The 15,283-nt window shown below is 48.6% G+C and carries 17 protein-coding genes and 2 pseudogenes; 7 read left to right on the forward strand and 12 right to left on the reverse strand.

Features of this window, described 5'->3' with window-relative positions:
• Positions 1-45: 45 nt before the first annotated feature.
• The 3 genes from F1728_RS25465 to F1728_RS25475 form a co-directional block, all read right to left on the reverse strand.
• A complete protein-coding gene (locus F1728_RS25465) occupies positions 46-1,446 on the reverse strand; it encodes a sigma-54-dependent transcriptional regulator (RefSeq protein ID WP_155366388.1) in 1,401 nt (466 codons plus the stop codon).
• 68 nt (positions 1,447-1,514) lie between these two features.
• Positions 1,515-2,678 carry a two-component system sensor histidine kinase NtrB gene (locus F1728_RS25470; protein ID WP_155366389.1) on the reverse strand — a complete coding sequence of 388 codons (1,164 nt, stop codon included), beginning with the start codon at positions 2,676-2,678 and terminating at the stop codon, positions 1,515-1,517.
• Positions 2,679-2,810: 132 nt separating this feature from the next.
• The gene (locus F1728_RS25475) at positions 2,811-2,960 is read right to left on the reverse strand and encodes a hypothetical protein (protein ID WP_155366390.1); all 150 of its coding nucleotides are present in this window, start codon (positions 2,958-2,960) and stop codon (positions 2,811-2,813) included.
• A gap of 466 nt (positions 2,961-3,426) precedes the next feature.
• On the opposite strand from F1728_RS25475, the gene F1728_RS25480 reads away from it, so the two are divergent.
• From F1728_RS25480 to F1728_RS25495, 4 genes are all read left to right on the forward strand, one after another.
• The gene (locus F1728_RS25480; protein WP_155366391.1) at positions 3,427-3,738 is read left to right on the forward strand and encodes a hypothetical protein; all 312 of its coding nucleotides are present in this window, start codon (positions 3,427-3,429) and stop codon (positions 3,736-3,738) included.
• Positions 3,707-4,222 carry a hemerythrin domain-containing protein gene (locus F1728_RS25485; protein WP_155366392.1) on the forward strand — a complete coding sequence of 172 codons (516 nt, stop codon included), beginning with the start codon at positions 3,707-3,709 and terminating at the stop codon, positions 4,220-4,222. Before F1728_RS25480 ends, F1728_RS25485 begins: the two co-directional genes overlap by 32 nt.
• A 79-nt stretch (positions 4,223-4,301) precedes the next feature.
• Positions 4,302-4,670, forward strand: coding sequence for a hypothetical protein (locus F1728_RS25490; RefSeq protein WP_155366393.1), 369 nt, complete (start codon positions 4,302-4,304; stop codon positions 4,668-4,670).
• A gap of 127 nt (positions 4,671-4,797) precedes the next feature.
• Positions 4,798-5,166, forward strand: a complete 369-nt coding sequence (locus F1728_RS25495) for an STAS domain-containing protein (protein WP_155366394.1) — start codon at positions 4,798-4,800, stop codon at positions 5,164-5,166.
• Between the two features lie 447 nt (positions 5,167-5,613).
• On the opposite strand, the gene F1728_RS25500 is transcribed toward F1728_RS25495, so the two are convergent.
• Positions 5,614-5,916: a DUF4194 domain-containing protein gene (locus F1728_RS25500; RefSeq protein ID WP_155366395.1), complete on the reverse strand. Its 303-nt coding sequence runs from the start codon at positions 5,914-5,916 to the stop codon at positions 5,614-5,616.
• Entirely contained in the window at positions 5,909-7,396 is a 1,488-nt protein-coding gene (locus F1728_RS25505) for a DUF3375 family protein (protein ID WP_155366396.1), read from the reverse strand. The genes F1728_RS25500 and F1728_RS25505 overlap by 8 nt, the downstream gene beginning before the upstream one ends.
• A gap of 369 nt (positions 7,397-7,765) precedes the next feature.
• On the opposite strand from F1728_RS25505, the gene F1728_RS25510 reads away from it, so the two are divergent.
• Positions 7,766-7,996 (forward strand): hypothetical protein, encoded by a 231-nt coding sequence (locus F1728_RS25510; RefSeq protein ID WP_155366397.1) that lies wholly within the window; start codon positions 7,766-7,768, stop codon positions 7,994-7,996.
• A 37-nt stretch (positions 7,997-8,033) separates the two neighbouring features.
• Here the strand turns inward: F1728_RS25510 and F1728_RS25515 are convergent, their stop codons facing one another.
• The 3 genes and pseudogenes from F1728_RS25515 to F1728_RS32740 form a co-directional block, all read right to left on the reverse strand.
• Positions 8,034-9,374, reverse strand: coding sequence for a PrsW family glutamic-type intramembrane protease (locus F1728_RS25515; RefSeq protein ID WP_155366398.1), 1,341 nt, complete (start codon positions 9,372-9,374; stop codon positions 8,034-8,036).
• Positions 9,375-9,446: 72 nt separating this feature from the next.
• Positions 9,447-10,421, reverse strand: coding sequence for a hypothetical protein (locus F1728_RS25520; protein WP_228030904.1), 975 nt, complete (start codon positions 10,419-10,421; stop codon positions 9,447-9,449).
• 207 nt (positions 10,422-10,628) lie between these two features.
• Positions 10,629-10,802, reverse strand: a pseudogene (locus F1728_RS32740) (GYF domain-containing protein); the annotation flags it as partial.
• 358 nt (positions 10,803-11,160) lie between these two features.
• Between F1728_RS32740 and F1728_RS25525 the strand changes: the two are divergent.
• On the forward strand, positions 11,161-11,415 hold the full coding sequence (locus tag F1728_RS25525) for a helix-turn-helix domain-containing protein (RefSeq protein ID WP_155366400.1): 255 nt from the start codon (positions 11,161-11,163) through the stop codon (positions 11,413-11,415).
• A 451-nt stretch (positions 11,416-11,866) separates the two neighbouring features.
• Here F1728_RS25525 and F1728_RS32860 read toward each other — a convergent pair.
• The 4 genes and pseudogenes from F1728_RS32860 to F1728_RS25550 form a co-directional block, all read right to left on the reverse strand.
• A pseudogene (locus F1728_RS32860) lies at positions 11,867-12,312 on the reverse strand (DDE-type integrase/transposase/recombinase); the annotation flags it as partial.
• Positions 12,313-12,413: 101 nt separating this feature from the next.
• A complete protein-coding gene (locus F1728_RS25540) occupies positions 12,414-13,355 on the reverse strand; it encodes a toll/interleukin-1 receptor domain-containing protein (RefSeq protein ID WP_155366402.1) in 942 nt (313 codons plus the stop codon).
• A 137-nt stretch (positions 13,356-13,492) separates the two neighbouring features.
• Complete coding sequence (locus F1728_RS25545; RefSeq protein ID WP_155366403.1) at positions 13,493-14,353, reverse strand: ImmA/IrrE family metallo-endopeptidase; 861 nt, start codon at positions 14,351-14,353, stop codon at positions 13,493-13,495.
• A 3-nt stretch (positions 14,354-14,356) separates the two neighbouring features.
• On the reverse strand, positions 14,357-14,734 hold the full coding sequence (locus F1728_RS25550) for a helix-turn-helix domain-containing protein (protein WP_228030348.1): 378 nt from the start codon (positions 14,732-14,734) through the stop codon (positions 14,357-14,359).
• Between the two features lie 288 nt (positions 14,735-15,022).
• On the opposite strand from F1728_RS25550, the gene F1728_RS32750 reads away from it, so the two are divergent.
• Positions 15,023-15,280 carry a DUF1883 domain-containing protein gene (locus tag F1728_RS32750; protein ID WP_228030883.1) on the forward strand — a complete coding sequence of 86 codons (258 nt, stop codon included), beginning with the start codon at positions 15,023-15,025 and terminating at the stop codon, positions 15,278-15,280.
• Positions 15,281-15,283: the final 3 nt, after the last annotated feature.

Raw genomic sequence — 15,283 nt, forward strand, 5'->3', positions numbered from 1 at the left:
CGGGTTGACAGTCTCCAAGAGAGACACTCACGCCGCCCGAAAATTTTACGAGCGAAAATCTGCCGCAGAAATATTGTGCTTGTTCAGCAGTTTATGCAGCCCCTGTCGCGAGAGGCCAGCCTGCTGCGCTGCCTGTGAGATATTCCCCTCATGCTTTTCCAGTAAAGCGGTCAGGTACTGATACTCGGCGTTTTCAATGGCCTCATCCCGTGATCCCTCGGCCACGCCACTGGAATCGTGCTGGAGATCCGCCGGCGGGTTAAGTAGTGATTCAGGAAGCTCGGTCTTTTCAATCGTCTCCCCACGTGTCAACGCGACGGCACGTTCGATCACATTCTTCAATTCCCGAATATTTCCCGGCCAGGAGTATTCCCGCAGAGACTCCAGGGTCTCCGGGGCGAACTGCAACTCGCGACCACTTTTCTTCAGGGTCAGATTGAGAAAATGTTCGGCCAGTAAGACAACGTCATCTTCCCGATCACGCAGGGGAGGCAGTTCGATATGAATCACTCCCAGTCGATAATACAGATCGCCACGAAAACGACCGGCACTCACTTCCGCTTCCAGGTTCCGATTGGTCGCACAGACGAATCGCGTATCGATCTGCACGGCCTGACTTTTTCCCACAGGCGTAAAACGGGATTCCTGAATCGCCCGCAACAGCTTGGACTGCGACGCAGCCGGCAACTCACCGATTTCATCAAAGAATGCGGTCCCCTTGTCGGCCAGTTTCAGCAAGCCTTCCTGGTCGTTCACCGCGCCGGTAAAAGCCCCTTTCACATGACCAAACAGCACCGATTCGAACAGGGATTCCGGAATCGCCGTGCAATCGATGACCTGAAAGTTTTCCTTACTGCGCAGACTGTGCGCGTGAATGGTCTGCGCGACCACCTCTTTTCCGGTCCCGCTTTCTCCGGTAATTAACACATTCACATCGGTCTCGGCGATGCGGTCGACGATATCCAGAATTTCCATGAGCGGAGCGCTTGACCCGACGATATTCGGAAACCGTTTCGCTAATTCACTCTGTTCGCGGGCGCTGATGCTCTCGCTCCGCTGGAAAACACGACTCGGAATGGCCAGCGCCCTTCGGACGCTCGCCAGCAGATCTTCATATTTCACCGGCTTCAACAGGTAGTCGGTGATTCCCAGACGGATACTTTCAATCGCAGACGGCATGGAAGGCACGCCGGTCACAACGATCAGTGGAATGTGCGGCCAGTTACTGCGTCCCTGGTGCAGCAGTTCCAGCTTGAGATTGCCCGGCATATTCAGGTCAGACAGAATGAGATCGAAGGGCTCCGCTTCCAGTTTTTCAATCGCGGCCCCCGCATTCGAAACACAAACACAGTCAAACCCGGCTTTGCGCAGCAACTGCCCGGTCGTTTTCAGATACAGCGGTTCGTCGTCTGCAATCAGGATTCGCGGGGTCTGCTTTTCACTCATGAATGTCTTCTCTTCGTCTGTTGCACTTCAGGATCAGATCAATGGAACTCAGACAGTAACGCTTTACGTTAACGATTCCCGGGAGGATCTGCTACCGGGAAGTTCGCCGTGAAGACAGCCCCTGCTCCCGGTTGACTGGTCACTTCGATAGTGCCTCCCATCGCCTCGATCAGACTCCGTGACACCGACAATCCCAGCCCCATCCCCTGCTTGGAATCTCCAACTTTAGTCGTGAAGAAAGGATCGAAAATCCGCGGCAGATCGGTCGGCTGAATCCCCTCCCCCTGATCGATCACCGCCACACTGACAGTAGTATCACCGGCCCCCACTTCTAAACGGACAGCACTTCCTTCCGGGGATGCCTGGATCGCATTCTGCATCAGGTTCAACAGGATCTGCTTGACCTCCCCTTCAGGCAGCGTCACCTGGACCTCTTCCCGATCCGATTCGCAGTTTATCGCGACACCGGCTTTCGCAGCCGCGGGCTGCGAGAGACAGACAACGTCCTCAATCGCACGCGATAATGAAAAGGTCGTCGCATCATGCGAACTGGGGCGATACAACTGATACATCTGATGGGTAATCGAACTGATCCGTTCAATTTCACTGTCGATCAATTCCAGCAGTTCGTAATGTTCGTTATCGGGAGCGATATCAGCTTTGAACAGCGCGAATGCGTTGCGGATCCCCGCCAGGGGATTGTTGACTTCGTGTGCCACGCCAGCGGCCAGTTGGCCCAGCGCGGCCAGCTTTTCCATTTTCCGACGATGAATTTCCAGCTGCGTAATCCGGGTGGTCCGCTCCTGCACAAGCTGCTCCAGATGCGCTGCATGCAGCCGCAACTGCTCTTTTAACTCGTGCCGTTCCGTGATATCGCGAATGCTGGTACGGAAACCGAGGTGCGTTCCCGAATCGTTATAGATCGGCTGCCAGGAAACTGCCGTCCACAGACTGCGCCCGTCGCGGTGAGCGGTACGGAATTCGATATCATTTCCGATATCTCCCTGTTGCGCCGCGGTCAGAATCTCTGTGATGCGTGAACGGTCCTCTTCCGCGACCAGCGGCAGCGGGTAGTCCGGCATCACCAGGCATTCTTCGGGCGTGTAGCCGGTCATCCGTTCGACGGTCGCATTGACCCACAGCAGACGTCCATCCGGAGCATGCCAGCTTTCCCAGTCATAGGTGTAATTGGCAATCGCTCGAAAACAATCTGCACTGAATTCGCCGGACATGAAGCCTCGCCGCCTGTTCTGATGGATGTCTATCACGGGTGAAGTACAAAATCCCCGACAGGGAATGTTCTTCAAAGCGCATTCCATTTTAACCGGCGGCGGGCAATTGAATAGAGACGATTCGATCAGATTCTACGTCAGTGCCTGCAACAGGATCGCGAGCAGAATCACCAGAAAGAGGATCACCTGCCCTAATACATCCTCCCGCTCCGCCTGTGCAGGCAATCGTGGAGGAGTGAATGGAACCAGCCGAGGAGTCTGTTTGTTTAATAAATTGCGCATTGCGGTGCCCTTTCGTAATGGAAACCATGAGGCACCTCGAGGTGTTTACCGGATTAGAGTAAGCAAACAGCATGCCAGTTGGTCGACGGTGAGCGCGGTTCCTGATGCACTCATCACTTAAGACTGATGCGATCTGCAAGAGGAACCGAGAAGTGTCAGCCGTGCGCGACGCTGTCACCTGCAGTTCACATCCGGTCTCCCTTGAAACGCCTCCCCGGCAAGTCGGTATTCCTGTTCCCCGGGTTTGGCATGCGCTTTGCCTTTCTTCTCCTGTGGCAGATCATTTTTAAGGAGGATCACCATGGTGTGCCGTCTGGATGAGCGAGAGACAGGCTTGTACTGGGGCCTGATTCTAACCTGCGGCGCACCATGGTCTGTTTTGCCTTCCGGCTGCAACCATCAACGTGGGGTGACACTGTCAACGGCAGTTGACAGTCCGCTCCTCACTCAAGCGAACGGGAATGACATGTCAAACAATGGATTGGCGACGGATTCCATCACACTGACGAAATCAAGACTGGATGAACTGCTGAAAGACACACAATTTCTGCAGCTCACCTGCCAACAGGATCTTGAACGGATCTCGATCACGGGACACCTCAAGACGTATTACGCGTTACAGCTTTTATTAACGGCAATCAGTCTGCAGCACTCTGGTCCGGAAACTGCCGCGATTGCTCTTTATGTCACTGTTGGTGCAGCACGGACTCAATTCGAGACACACTTTTCTAAACGGGAACATCACCATGATCAGCAACTCTCGTCAGGTCACTGTTAATGCTGCTTTTCTCAAAGAGATCAAAGAGGATAATCTCAGGCTCTACAATCTCATGGAAAATCTGCGTACCTTCTGGCTGGTTCCTGATCCGTTGACACTCAAACCGGAATGGTTCAGCGTGCTCATCAACGAACTGAGAGACCAACTGGCGATGCATTTCGCGTTGGAAGCCACCTTCGGCTATTTCGATCATGCAGACCAGGTCGACGCCCTCACCGCTGCTGAATCACAGCGGCTGAGAGATCAGCATGCAGATTTATACCTGGAAATCGCATCGATCGCCGAGCAGGTTGAAGAGGCGTTATACCCGGAATGGAATCAAACCGCTTACACAGCACAGATCGAACGTTTTGATCTGTTCTATCAGAAGTTTCAGCAACACGAATCGGCAGAATTCGATCTGATCATGTCAGTTTCCTACGAAAATTTTAAGCGGATGTATTATTCAGACGTTTCCAGTAAAGCATACTCGGAGCGCTGGTGAGAAATCTCCTGATCCACTGCACCGCCGAGAATCACTTCAATCTTTGAAACCGTTGTTCTCTTTCCCAAAGGATTTTCCAATGAGAAACTATGATTTTGAATGTGTCGCCACACAGATCAATTGTGGTCCTGGAACCAGAGAGTACATCGAACGCGAATGGGACAAGGCCGTCAATCGCATCGAAAACTGGATCAAAACGGTCCGCATCTGCATTACAGATATCAATGGCCCCAAAGGAGGCATCAATCAGCGGTGCCGCATTGTCATGCAGACCCGACTCGGCGCACCGATTGTCGTCCAGGAAACCCGCGAACGACTCTCATCGGCCATCAATGTTGCCATCAGGCGTTCCGTGCATACTTTAAAACGGAAAATTTCTAAAAAACGTGATCAGAAAAAACAGCCTGTGCATATTGAGACACAGCAGGACGCAGAAGGATTGAGTTAAATCAAAGTTATCCGTCTCACTGATTGAAATCCGGAAAGTGAATGGGCTATGATAGAACATTCACTTCTCTGGATTTTATTTTCTTATGTTATCTCGTTAGTGGGCCAGTGGAGATTGAGCTCAAATCATGTCTGAAAACTATGAAATTTTCGAGGTAGAGGTCATTGCCCCGAATCTGATTGTAATTCCCCAGGGATCGGCCCTGCAGTTCCTGTATAACAACATCCAGATTGAATCCAATAAAATCCTGACCCTGCTGAACCCACCTGAAATTTCTAACGTGATCATCGATCTCAATCGCGTGGAATACCTGGATTCGATCATCATCAGCTGTCTCACCCGTCTCCTGCAACAGGCCAAACAGTCCGGCGGGCAGGCTGTTTTCTGTAACGCCTGCGATAACATGCAGTACATTCTCCATACTATTAAACTGGGAACGCTCTGGCCTCTGTTCGACACCCGCGAAGAAGCCATCCTGAGCCTGGGCTCGAATTAAGCTTCTTCTGTCCTGTGGAAATAATGCTTCAACGCCCGAAACGGGACTGCCAGATTATCGTAAAGCGAAATGCGCTCATTCGTCGGGTACAAATAGACTGTCGAACTTTAAGTCCCGTAGCCAATTGATCTTTGCCAACAAAACCTGTTGAAGGAACTGACGTTGGCCGGAGTAGGTCAGCCGTGAAGGACTATCGACTTTGACCTTTCAGGAGCGAACGCGCGTAGGTTGCTCTCTTGCCCTCCTGTTTGTCATAACATGTCCAGACATTTTCGCGCGAGTTCTCGCGTCTGGAAATAGTCAAATCATTTCAGCAACGAAACGCAGGACATCATTGTCATCAGAACTGACTGTGCCAGAGTGGAACACCGATGTCGGGATGAAGTCGCTGTTGGGGATAACAAACCGCACACGGCCAACCGGTCATAGTTTAGATAACTCATGCGTCTACTCCTCGCGCAAAAGTACGCACAGGAGGGGCACTTTATAAGTCAGGGGCGCTTTGCGGAATAAACGCGGCAGGCGTTCATAACCTCCTGTCCGTTCGTCGTCGCTGAATTGACGCAGGTAGGTCATACCTTCCGTACGGTCGATGACCAGTGACAAACCGATCTCGCAGAAGTAGTCAGTCAGGTCAGATTCATTGCTCAGCAACAGTGACCAGATTTCTTCCTGTTCCTCATAGATCACACCTTGCAGCAGGTGGACCGCCACGATACCCCGTTCGCGGAATTCCGGGATTTCACTCATCGGTGGCCCTCCTGTGAACACGCTCCAGTCTTTCAGTTTCAGACAAATACACAACCCGGGGAATCTCAAAGTCCTGTATTCCCATGGGAGTGTCGATGCTGATCAGATCGAATTCGTTTTCGTCAACTTCATGGCCACCGTCATAAGCGAGTTGGATATACCCGAGTATTTCGAGAGGTTCGTTGTCGGGAGGAAAGATATTCAGCAGGTCAGGCAGAGTCACACGTTCGTTAAAATCGATTTGACTTTTAATATTAGATCGCATGGTATCCCAGTCGAGCCGCTGCATTTCAGCAAGTCGCTGGAAGACATTCAACCGCTCAGCTGCGTTTGGTTCTTCCTGCTTCAGTTCGATCGCCTCAAACTGGATCGGAGTCTGCCAGAAAGGACGCTCCATGCCGTTAAACAAATCAATCTCTGTAAAGACTTCGATTTCTGCTTCGGGTTGTAATTCTGCCTGCCGGACTGCTGCTGAGTGAATCTCTCTTAAAACTGTTGCCAGGCGGAGTCGCGTCGTGCTGATGCGGGAATCCAGTAACCGGCGGAGCGTCGCATTCAGTCGTCGCGTTGTCTGCTGGACCCGAGCCGCTTCTTTTGACAGATTGCCGATCATCCCTTTGACACGCGATTTCCCTTCCGTCTGAGAAGCCAGTTCGTCTAGCTCATCGAGTTGTCGGATCATCTTTTCCAGTTCGTCCTGCTTCGACTGGGACAGCAGCATCTTGAAAAACGCTTGAAAACTGGCCCCCTGGTCTTCGTCCTTGAGCCGGTCTTCCGCTGCCAGTGCAGAACCCAGAATTTGCCCGCGAGTATCCACTGCCTCCGATTGCTGTTTTTGAACATCGCGCGTGATGGACTTAAACGACTCTTCTACAGCTCGAAAATCCCCCTGCAGCGAAATCAGATCGGAGATGACATCCGAAAATCGCTCACGAATGGCGGTTGAACTGTGTGTTGATACGATTTCGCCCGACTCGATCGATTGAATCTCTTCCTCGATACGATCACGTTCTGCTTGCAGATAACTCAATCGACGTTCCCGGTCCGCAGAGCCACGAATAACGATGTCGGATAATGTCTCAAGAATCCGGGTGAAGCGGGATTCCGTGCCGACAAAACCGAGAGAATGATCAGTGACATCCGTCAGAAATGTCAGGACATCTTCGGAATGTGGCGTCAGTTGAAAGACAGAATCCGCGTGCTGCGAGTCGTAATATCGCCTCAACCAGCGCGTCTCACCAGTGGACCACTGATTGAGGTAAGTTTCCGCATTGTCACGCAGTACCTCCGGCTCGGTTTCATGAATGTGTTCCAGAAAACCTTTCAGGCTCTGCACGAGTTCGGTATTCGGAGTCGCCAAATTCCCATTTGTTTTGAAGTGCTGATTCAGGAAATAAACGATATAGGCCGCCTGATTGGCGCGCAACAGCCTTGCAGATGGATTCGTGGAAAAAAATGTGATCAGACGATCCAGTTCCATGGTTGTGGTTTCCAGGTGCCTTCATCTTCACTTCATACAGCTACCATAATGTACACCTTGGGAGAACTAAATGGCACAAGAGAGTTACGAAAATCATTCATAAGACCTGCATTTCAGGGTAAACCGTAAGCTGGTGAAAGATTATCAGTCTTACAGGTTTAGTAATTTATTTTGTAAGTCTTTATTAGATCGAAACATGCGACAATATTCCTGGGAGAGGTTTTAGCCAATTGAGAATTGTGCTTTTCTCACCTAAGGCACTGGACACATGAGTTGATACTGATGCATTAATTCTCTCTGCAGAAGATTCAAACTTGAAGAAAGGCTACTTTTCAGTTCTTTTTTTTATGCTCTGGGCCGATAGGGCCGATGGCTGACTTACCTCGGTATTATTTGATTCTGTATATTTCCAAAACAGAGTCGGGCCAGGGACAGGTGGCCTACCTGCCTGTCGAGAAGCAGTTCAAGCACCGATCCTGCAGACTGGCCGGGCACTGTGAATTGCACACCGCCAGGCAGATTGTGCTGAAAAAATACCAGCTTATCGGGGCTTTAGTGAGGAATCCGATGGACTGGTATCGTTCTGCCGTACAGTGCTGAAGAGAACAGGGGGAATTGATACTTCAGGTGCTCGTTGTTATGTAGAGCATTCAGCTGAATCTGTACCACGCAGGTTATCTGGCTCCTGTTGAGCGTAATATAATCGCACAGTGATAAATACCGTCAACCATGCTACCAATAAACCCAGAAACAACGACCGTGCAACGAGAACGTTATAGAGACTATGCAGGGCCATCGAAGATATCACAGAAAATAGAATTAAAAACGTATATTCAAAGATGTCTGTTGGCGGTTTATGAGAATTATCATCCGGATTTTCTAATAGATAATAAAAACAGGCTGCAGAAATTGTTGTCCAGCAGCCATGCAACATTGCTACTGAGAAGAATCGCAGCAAATAGATCGAGAGCGGCATTTCCTGGGGTTGATACATCTGGGAATGGTACATCACTCCTTCCACAATACCGAAGCCGAGCCCTGACAGGGCTCCCACGAACAAGCCTCTCTGCTTCCAGTCTCCCGCGGTAGATTTTGCCACGTACATTACAGGAATGAATTTCAATACTTCCTCGCATAAAGCGACACTCGAGAACATTGCAACAAAATGGTAAAAGAAAGGTAGGCTCGCTCCCAGATCATCTGGAGAGATCTGGTTGTAGCCATTTCCGATTAACCAGGTTAGACAGAGAAAGATTTTAAAACGCCCTCCGCCGGTCTTCATGACTTCCGAAAATGGAGTACCTGCATATTTGGTAGCCATCTCCTGGAAGAAAAAGAGCAACGGAATTGCAATGATGAATGTAAAGATGAAGGCACCGATACCGATCCCATAATCATTTTCCCCGGGCTTAATCAATACAGAGAAGAGAATGCCACCGCAGATTGTCGCAATGATGGCAAGAAACCAGGGGCTGCCAGGAGTCGAACCAAAGTTTGGTAGCAAAAACGGAACCATTATCATCAGGTATAAGATCCAGCCCGGTTGCATGTATTGTTTTAAATCCAGGATATACTGGAGATAGGGTTCGAATGCGTCATTTGCTCCGTAGGCAATATTGGGTGGAGGTTCTGATGAGTTGCTAGGCTGCCCCTCTGTATTTTCTGAGATTGATTTCCTTTCTCCCCTTGATTGAAGGGTTAACTTTTCCGGAGCTGAATTTGCCTGAACACAATCCGTGATGGAAGTAAGAGGAGGAGGTGGTGGAAGTCGTGATACAGCAACAGAAATTGCGTCTTCGAATGCATCCTTCCACTCTCTAAGTGGTTTCCACTCATTCCCACCAACTGGACAAGCAAGGTTATCAGGAAAGAGCTCCAGTGTCCTGATACGTTCACGTACGATTTCAACATCAAATGGTCCGTCTGGTATCTCGGCTTTTGCGATCCACCATTTGGGATCGACTGTTCCAACTGACATTACTCAAGTTCCTTTGTGGGCAGATAATCTAAAATGTGCGTTGGCTTTTCCAGATTCTTTTCTGGAAAGAAGTCAAGAGCGTGTATTACTTGAGTAAATGTATATGGCTCCGATTATGATCAGCAAAAAGACGATTCGACCTCCGGTCTCTCCGAAGATACTTTGAAGAAATCCAATGATCACACTTTTGATGTCAGAACTATTTTTGACAGGTTGTTCATTTGATTCTTTTGAAACTGAGGGCTTTTGAGGGGCTGATTTCTCTGTGGAAACTGGATCATTCGATTTGTCTGTCTGTGTGATATCATAGTTATAAATCGAATAATCTCGTTTCAGCGGGTTTTTATCTTTTGCGGTTGGAGATTTTTGTTCAATCTGTCGCTGCAGTTCATCAGTGATCCCCCTGTAAAAAGTCAACATCGATGTGGGGCCGTTATCCAGGGGTTGATTGTTGAAGTGTGTAATGATCCAGCTGTCAATTTTCCATTCATCCTTGACTTCTAATAAATGAAAATAACCATTCAGGGTGAAAGTACCACCAGCTTCGTCAGGCATCGTAGATCGGTAACCAACTAAATACCCACCGACATCGGGAGCAGCTTCAGCTTCGTCAGTCAGTTGAAAGTATTCAATCTCTTCTTCGTCTTTCTGTGATTCTGGAAGTTGCTTGAGAAGAGTTTCGAGAAGCTCGAACTGCCGAATAATCGGCATCATGTTAGATGTGGTATATTGTTTTGCTTCATCGGGAGTTTCAGCGGCCAGAAACTCACTACAGACATCCCGAGGACCAGTTGGAAGAAATGCAACGGCAAGTCCAGCCAGCTGAAGCAGGGCCAACGGAGATCCGGCTAGACAGGGGACTAACCAGCTACCAGGGCTCTTATTAGTCTCCGTAATGGATTCAAACTGTTCCTGCTGTTTCTCAAGAAACAAGTACCAGAACGCGAACGCAAATCCCCCCAGTAGTAGTAGTGAGACAATTAGGGAGCCTTGCGCGATCTGATCAAAAATAATATCTGCGATGAGCCAGCCAATCCCCAACCCCACGGGCCCCCAGACTGATATTTTCTGTTTCAGTCTTTTGCCGTTAATGGCGATTAGAATCCCCAACCACAGAGGGCTGAAAAGAAATCCCAGGTACCAGAGATGACTTGGGCTCCAGGGAACTTTGCCAGGTTTTTGTGACGGTAACGGAGGGGGAGGCGGGATCAGTTCAGAGTCATCTAACTGTTCAGAAAATGCGTCCCATTCTCTAAGAGGTTTCCACTCACTACCTCCAACGGGGCACGCCAGTTGATCGTTTCTCAGGTCGGACTGGGATATCCGTGCGAGAATTTCTTCTACAGAGAACGGCCCCTCATGTTGATCGCCATTTGCCAGCCACCATTTGGAATCTACCTCTTGGAATTCCATATCACTCGCTCCCATCCGCGATTTTGTCTTTTTGTTTTACGCTCATTGTGATTGCACCCAATGTTGTTAAATAGTTCTGTAGTTCAGAAGAATTATGATGCTTCAACTTACAGAACCCGCTTCGCACACCACTTCAGGTGGGCACTTTTTAGATCGCTTCCACTGGACGAAGATTCCAGAATCAACCATCCGGAGACGATGTTCCGACGGACTAACACGAAGGATATGAACCCGTATTTGCTGCACCTAAAGCCATAGAGCTTCAAGCATCATCCCGGCAACTTAATTACTTCGACCTGACTATTATATCCTGTAATGGGATATCCTCAAGTGGGATGTAATCTTCCTGTACTTTTTAGGAGGTACAGGGAGTTTGAAAAAGAATCTATATACGCAACGGCAGCGCATACTGCTCGATTTACTGCGAGAAACCAGGAAAGAAGCAGGCCTGCGCCAGGATGATGTGGCTGAGCGACTGGGGAGGCCGCAATCATTTGTTAGCAAATACGAGTCCGGGGAACGCAGACTCGACATTCTGGAGCTCTATGATATTTGCAAGGCAATGGGGCTGCCCCTGAATGACTTTATTGAAAAGCTCCAGGCAATTCTTTTAGAAAATAAGTATTAGGCTAATCAGTTAAGGCTGGTGCTCAAAGTGGAAGCAGGTATTTACACTGATGTGGATATCTACTTGAGAGTGAAGTGCAGTTGTGTGGTACCGGGAAATCGTCTGACGCAGCACGCGGCTAGCTTGAAGTTAAGTATCGGAACCGGTAGCTAGACTTTCAGGCAGATGTGTCTCTGAATTAAAATTCTTTTGTGATCATCTTGAGCAGATCACATACGTCCGCACGCCGGACGGGAATGAATGAGGCATAAAATAAATATATCAATTTACTGTGCAGATGTAAGTTGTTGACGAAAAGATTTCCAGACGACTGTGAGCCAATCTGCTGAGGTCTACCCAACCGAGATATCAAATAGGACTACTAGCACGTGTGTGACTTTCTCCAATAATACGCTTTAGATGACTCTTCGAAAGTTCTGGATTGCGCGCTGAAAACCCATCCGCTAGGAATCCAGTTTTCCAGGACATCTTCCAGTGACAGGAACCAGTGCTGATTCAAACATTCCTGTCGCAGTCGACCGTTGAAGTATTCAATAATCGCATTGTCTGTAGGATTTCCGGACGTCTGAAGTCAAGTTTCACACGGTTCCAGTAAGCCCAATAGTCCAGACTCTTCGAGATTTATTCAAGGCCATTATCAACTCGAATCGTTTCCGGATGGGCACCACTCTGCTTCGTGAACTGCTCCAGAATCTGATCAAAATCATCGCCGGTCAGACGCTGGCTGGCCTGAATCGCTAGACTCTCACGGCTAAAGTTATCGACAGACGTCAACAGTCGAAATCTCAGTGCAAAATTCAGACGACCGGACATGAAGTCCATGCTCCATCTTTCATTGGCGCGACTGGCTAACTGTCGTAATTCCGAACCTGACAGTTTCGATTCCGCCGGTGACATTTTCGGCTCATTTGCAGGCCTTCTTCAACATAGAGCCGGTACACCAGCTTGTGATTGACGTGCAAACCTTCTCGCGAATGCAGGATCTTCGTCTTTCGTTGTTAACCTTGTAGGGGAGATATCAAAACTGCCCAAAAAACCTCTGCTGCACCTTGTTGCGTAAGTTGATCCTTGCTTTGGTTACCAAACCCATGATTCATAGACGCGGACAAGCCAAGTGACATGCCGTCGTCGACGATAGTCAGCATGTTATTGAAGGAGTTTCCTCGACTAGACTTGTCAGAACTGTAAACGATATTACTACCACCGAAGCTACTGGAAAGACTAACAGAACATTCGGATATACTTCCGCCGTCTTCGTAAATCGTTGCAGTAAATGTATTCCCATCAATACGTTTGAAATTTGTCTCAATTGACTCATTTCTCAACTCTAATTCACTGAGTGATTCTTCGAAAAAACGTGCAATATACAAGAAGGTTTCCTCACGAAATATGTCTTTGTCACGCTCAGAAAACTGCTTTCTTATCCGAAGGTTACTTGACCTCGGTTTTTCCGAGACGAGATGGGCAATTCCAGTCGGAATCTTTTGAATAGAACCGCTTTTGGTGTTGGATATAACTGCATGGCGAATGGCATTTGTTACTTCCAAAAACGCATCATGAACATTTGGAAATTTAGAAATCGGTCTACCGTCTTTCGGCATAGCTAGCAACTTTCCAAATGGTGCTGAATGCCAATCACAAGGATCAACAATCACGGGGATTACACGCGACAATCCTTGTTCATGTCTTTCCATCGCACGCGTCAATTCAACGTCATAGCAATAATTCGAAGCAAGAAAATATGGGCTGATTAAAAGAAGAATGATATCGGCTGATTCTAAATGCTCACTGATTTGTCCGTCGAATTCGTCACCAGCAACAATTCGACGATCATGCCATGTTTCGATTACATTTTGACGTTTTAACATCACCAAGTGGGTCTCTAACTCATCACGGATGCCCTCGTCTCGATGCGAATAGGAAAAAAACAGATCAGCCATTTACAGTATCCTGTGAAATGCGGATTTGACAAAGTATCATTTGTCTCGTGTAAGTGAAATGGTAGTGATTATTTTAAAAGAATATCGGTGACCGCTTTGGTTTCTGACCGGCATTAGGTTTCAATCGAAAGGCTAATTCACATGCGATATGGCGAGAAACGATAATCGTCGTCCTCTTCTTCTACATCTTCTGCAAGTGCTTCACTCGTGTGGAGCACCGTCAGAGTTCTTCCGTAGCTCCCGAGACCTACGACGTCTTCCTTCATCTCGACTTCTGGGGCACCTTCGAACCACTCGTTCAGCCATGTATACCCCTCGACTCGCCTTGCTTCTTCGATATTCTCGAAATTGGTATTGAATTTTGCTGTCGCTGAAGCTGGTAGTACTGTTCCCTTCTTCAACCACTCGATTCGTGGAAGATCCCGCAAAGCCTCAGACATAAAACAGTAATCGACCTGATTTCCCGAGCTGACGACAACGGCAACCGGGTCCTCAGCAAACTTGGTGTATCGAATCGCTGTCGCAGTGATAGACGTCACACACGTCTCGGCAAGTGTTTCGATCCCCTCGAACCCATCCCCCGCCCGTCTTAACGCACCCAGGAACAAATCACGTGGCATCAAGAGGGCAGCGGCAAAGAAATCCGCCTGCCTCTCAAATTTGTCAGATGAAATGAACCCACTCATCGAGTGGTGAATCCCTTCACCGTTCGGAAACAGATGTTCGGGATGACCCGGTAGGAAGTAGTGGCCTAGCTCGTGAGCAACGGTAAACCGTTTGAACCCCTCCACCTTGATGTGCGTCGCATACTGAATTCCGAACTGATCACCGACCCGAATAAGATATCCAGAGACCCCAGACGAGCTGGATGGTTTCGCCTGAACGACTATGTTGTGACTGTCGGCAAGCCCGAATGGGTCTACTGGCAATTCCGTGAATGCTTTGGTGACATTGGAAGCAACCCACTCCGCTTCCTGTTCGAGAAGTTTCGAGTTCATGACCTAATCATTGCCTCTCTTCCTGCTCTTCTTGGCCAGCATGGCGGCGAAGTCCGCTAAGTTCTCTTGGTCTTCAGCCGAAATCTCGGAAAAGTGGCGAAATAGCTTTTCGGCCACTGGACCTGCTCCCTCTGCTTTCTTCTCCCGTCCGAGGAGGAAGTCGATTGTCACGTTCAGAGCATCGGCCAATCGCCGCAAGTTGTCGAACGACGGACTCCTCCGACCAGTTTCAAAGTGGGAGATGGCTGATGGCTGAAATCCTGCTTTTTCTGCTAGTTCCGACTGACTTAATCCACGGTTTTCTCGAATTTTCCGAAGCTTTGGACCGAATGATGATGAATTGTCGCTTGACAAAGGCATGACGAAACCGTATACTTTCACGTGACACTGCCGTCTCTTGCTGCGGCGTTTTTTTTGATGATTGCTATAGACGAATACGTCATATTGTATGCTACGGAAATGGATAAGGCAAGTGATGAATCAGTCATCAAATACGACTTCTCAATTTAAATACCCTTCCTTTACTGCGGCGGCCTCTGGTAGTAGTGGTAGACAGCCATAGATATTATTGGACTTCGCGGCTCCATTTTGAAATGCCAGATCAGCAATAGCAGAATAGCGGGGCATTAGTCTGGATTAATCAATTTTGGCCATAAGAAAAGGAATATGATGAATTACTTACATTCAGAAGCTCAGATCGGGGCGGATAACTGTTTTGTAGTCTCAATTTCTGGCCAAGCAAATGTGATTCTGCTCGACGATTGCAACTACCACAATTACAAATCCGGGCGATCATACAACTACCGAGGTGGACTGGCAAAACGATCGCCAATTCGATTGTCGCCACCATATTTTGGCAACTGGCACGTTATTATCGACTTAGGTGGATATTCTGGTAGCGTAAATGCAAGTATAGAAGTTTTTTGAAAA

The organism is Gimesia benthica, from assembly GCF_009720525.1.
Classification (GTDB): Bacteria; Planctomycetota; Planctomycetia; order Planctomycetales; family Planctomycetaceae; genus Gimesia; species Gimesia benthica.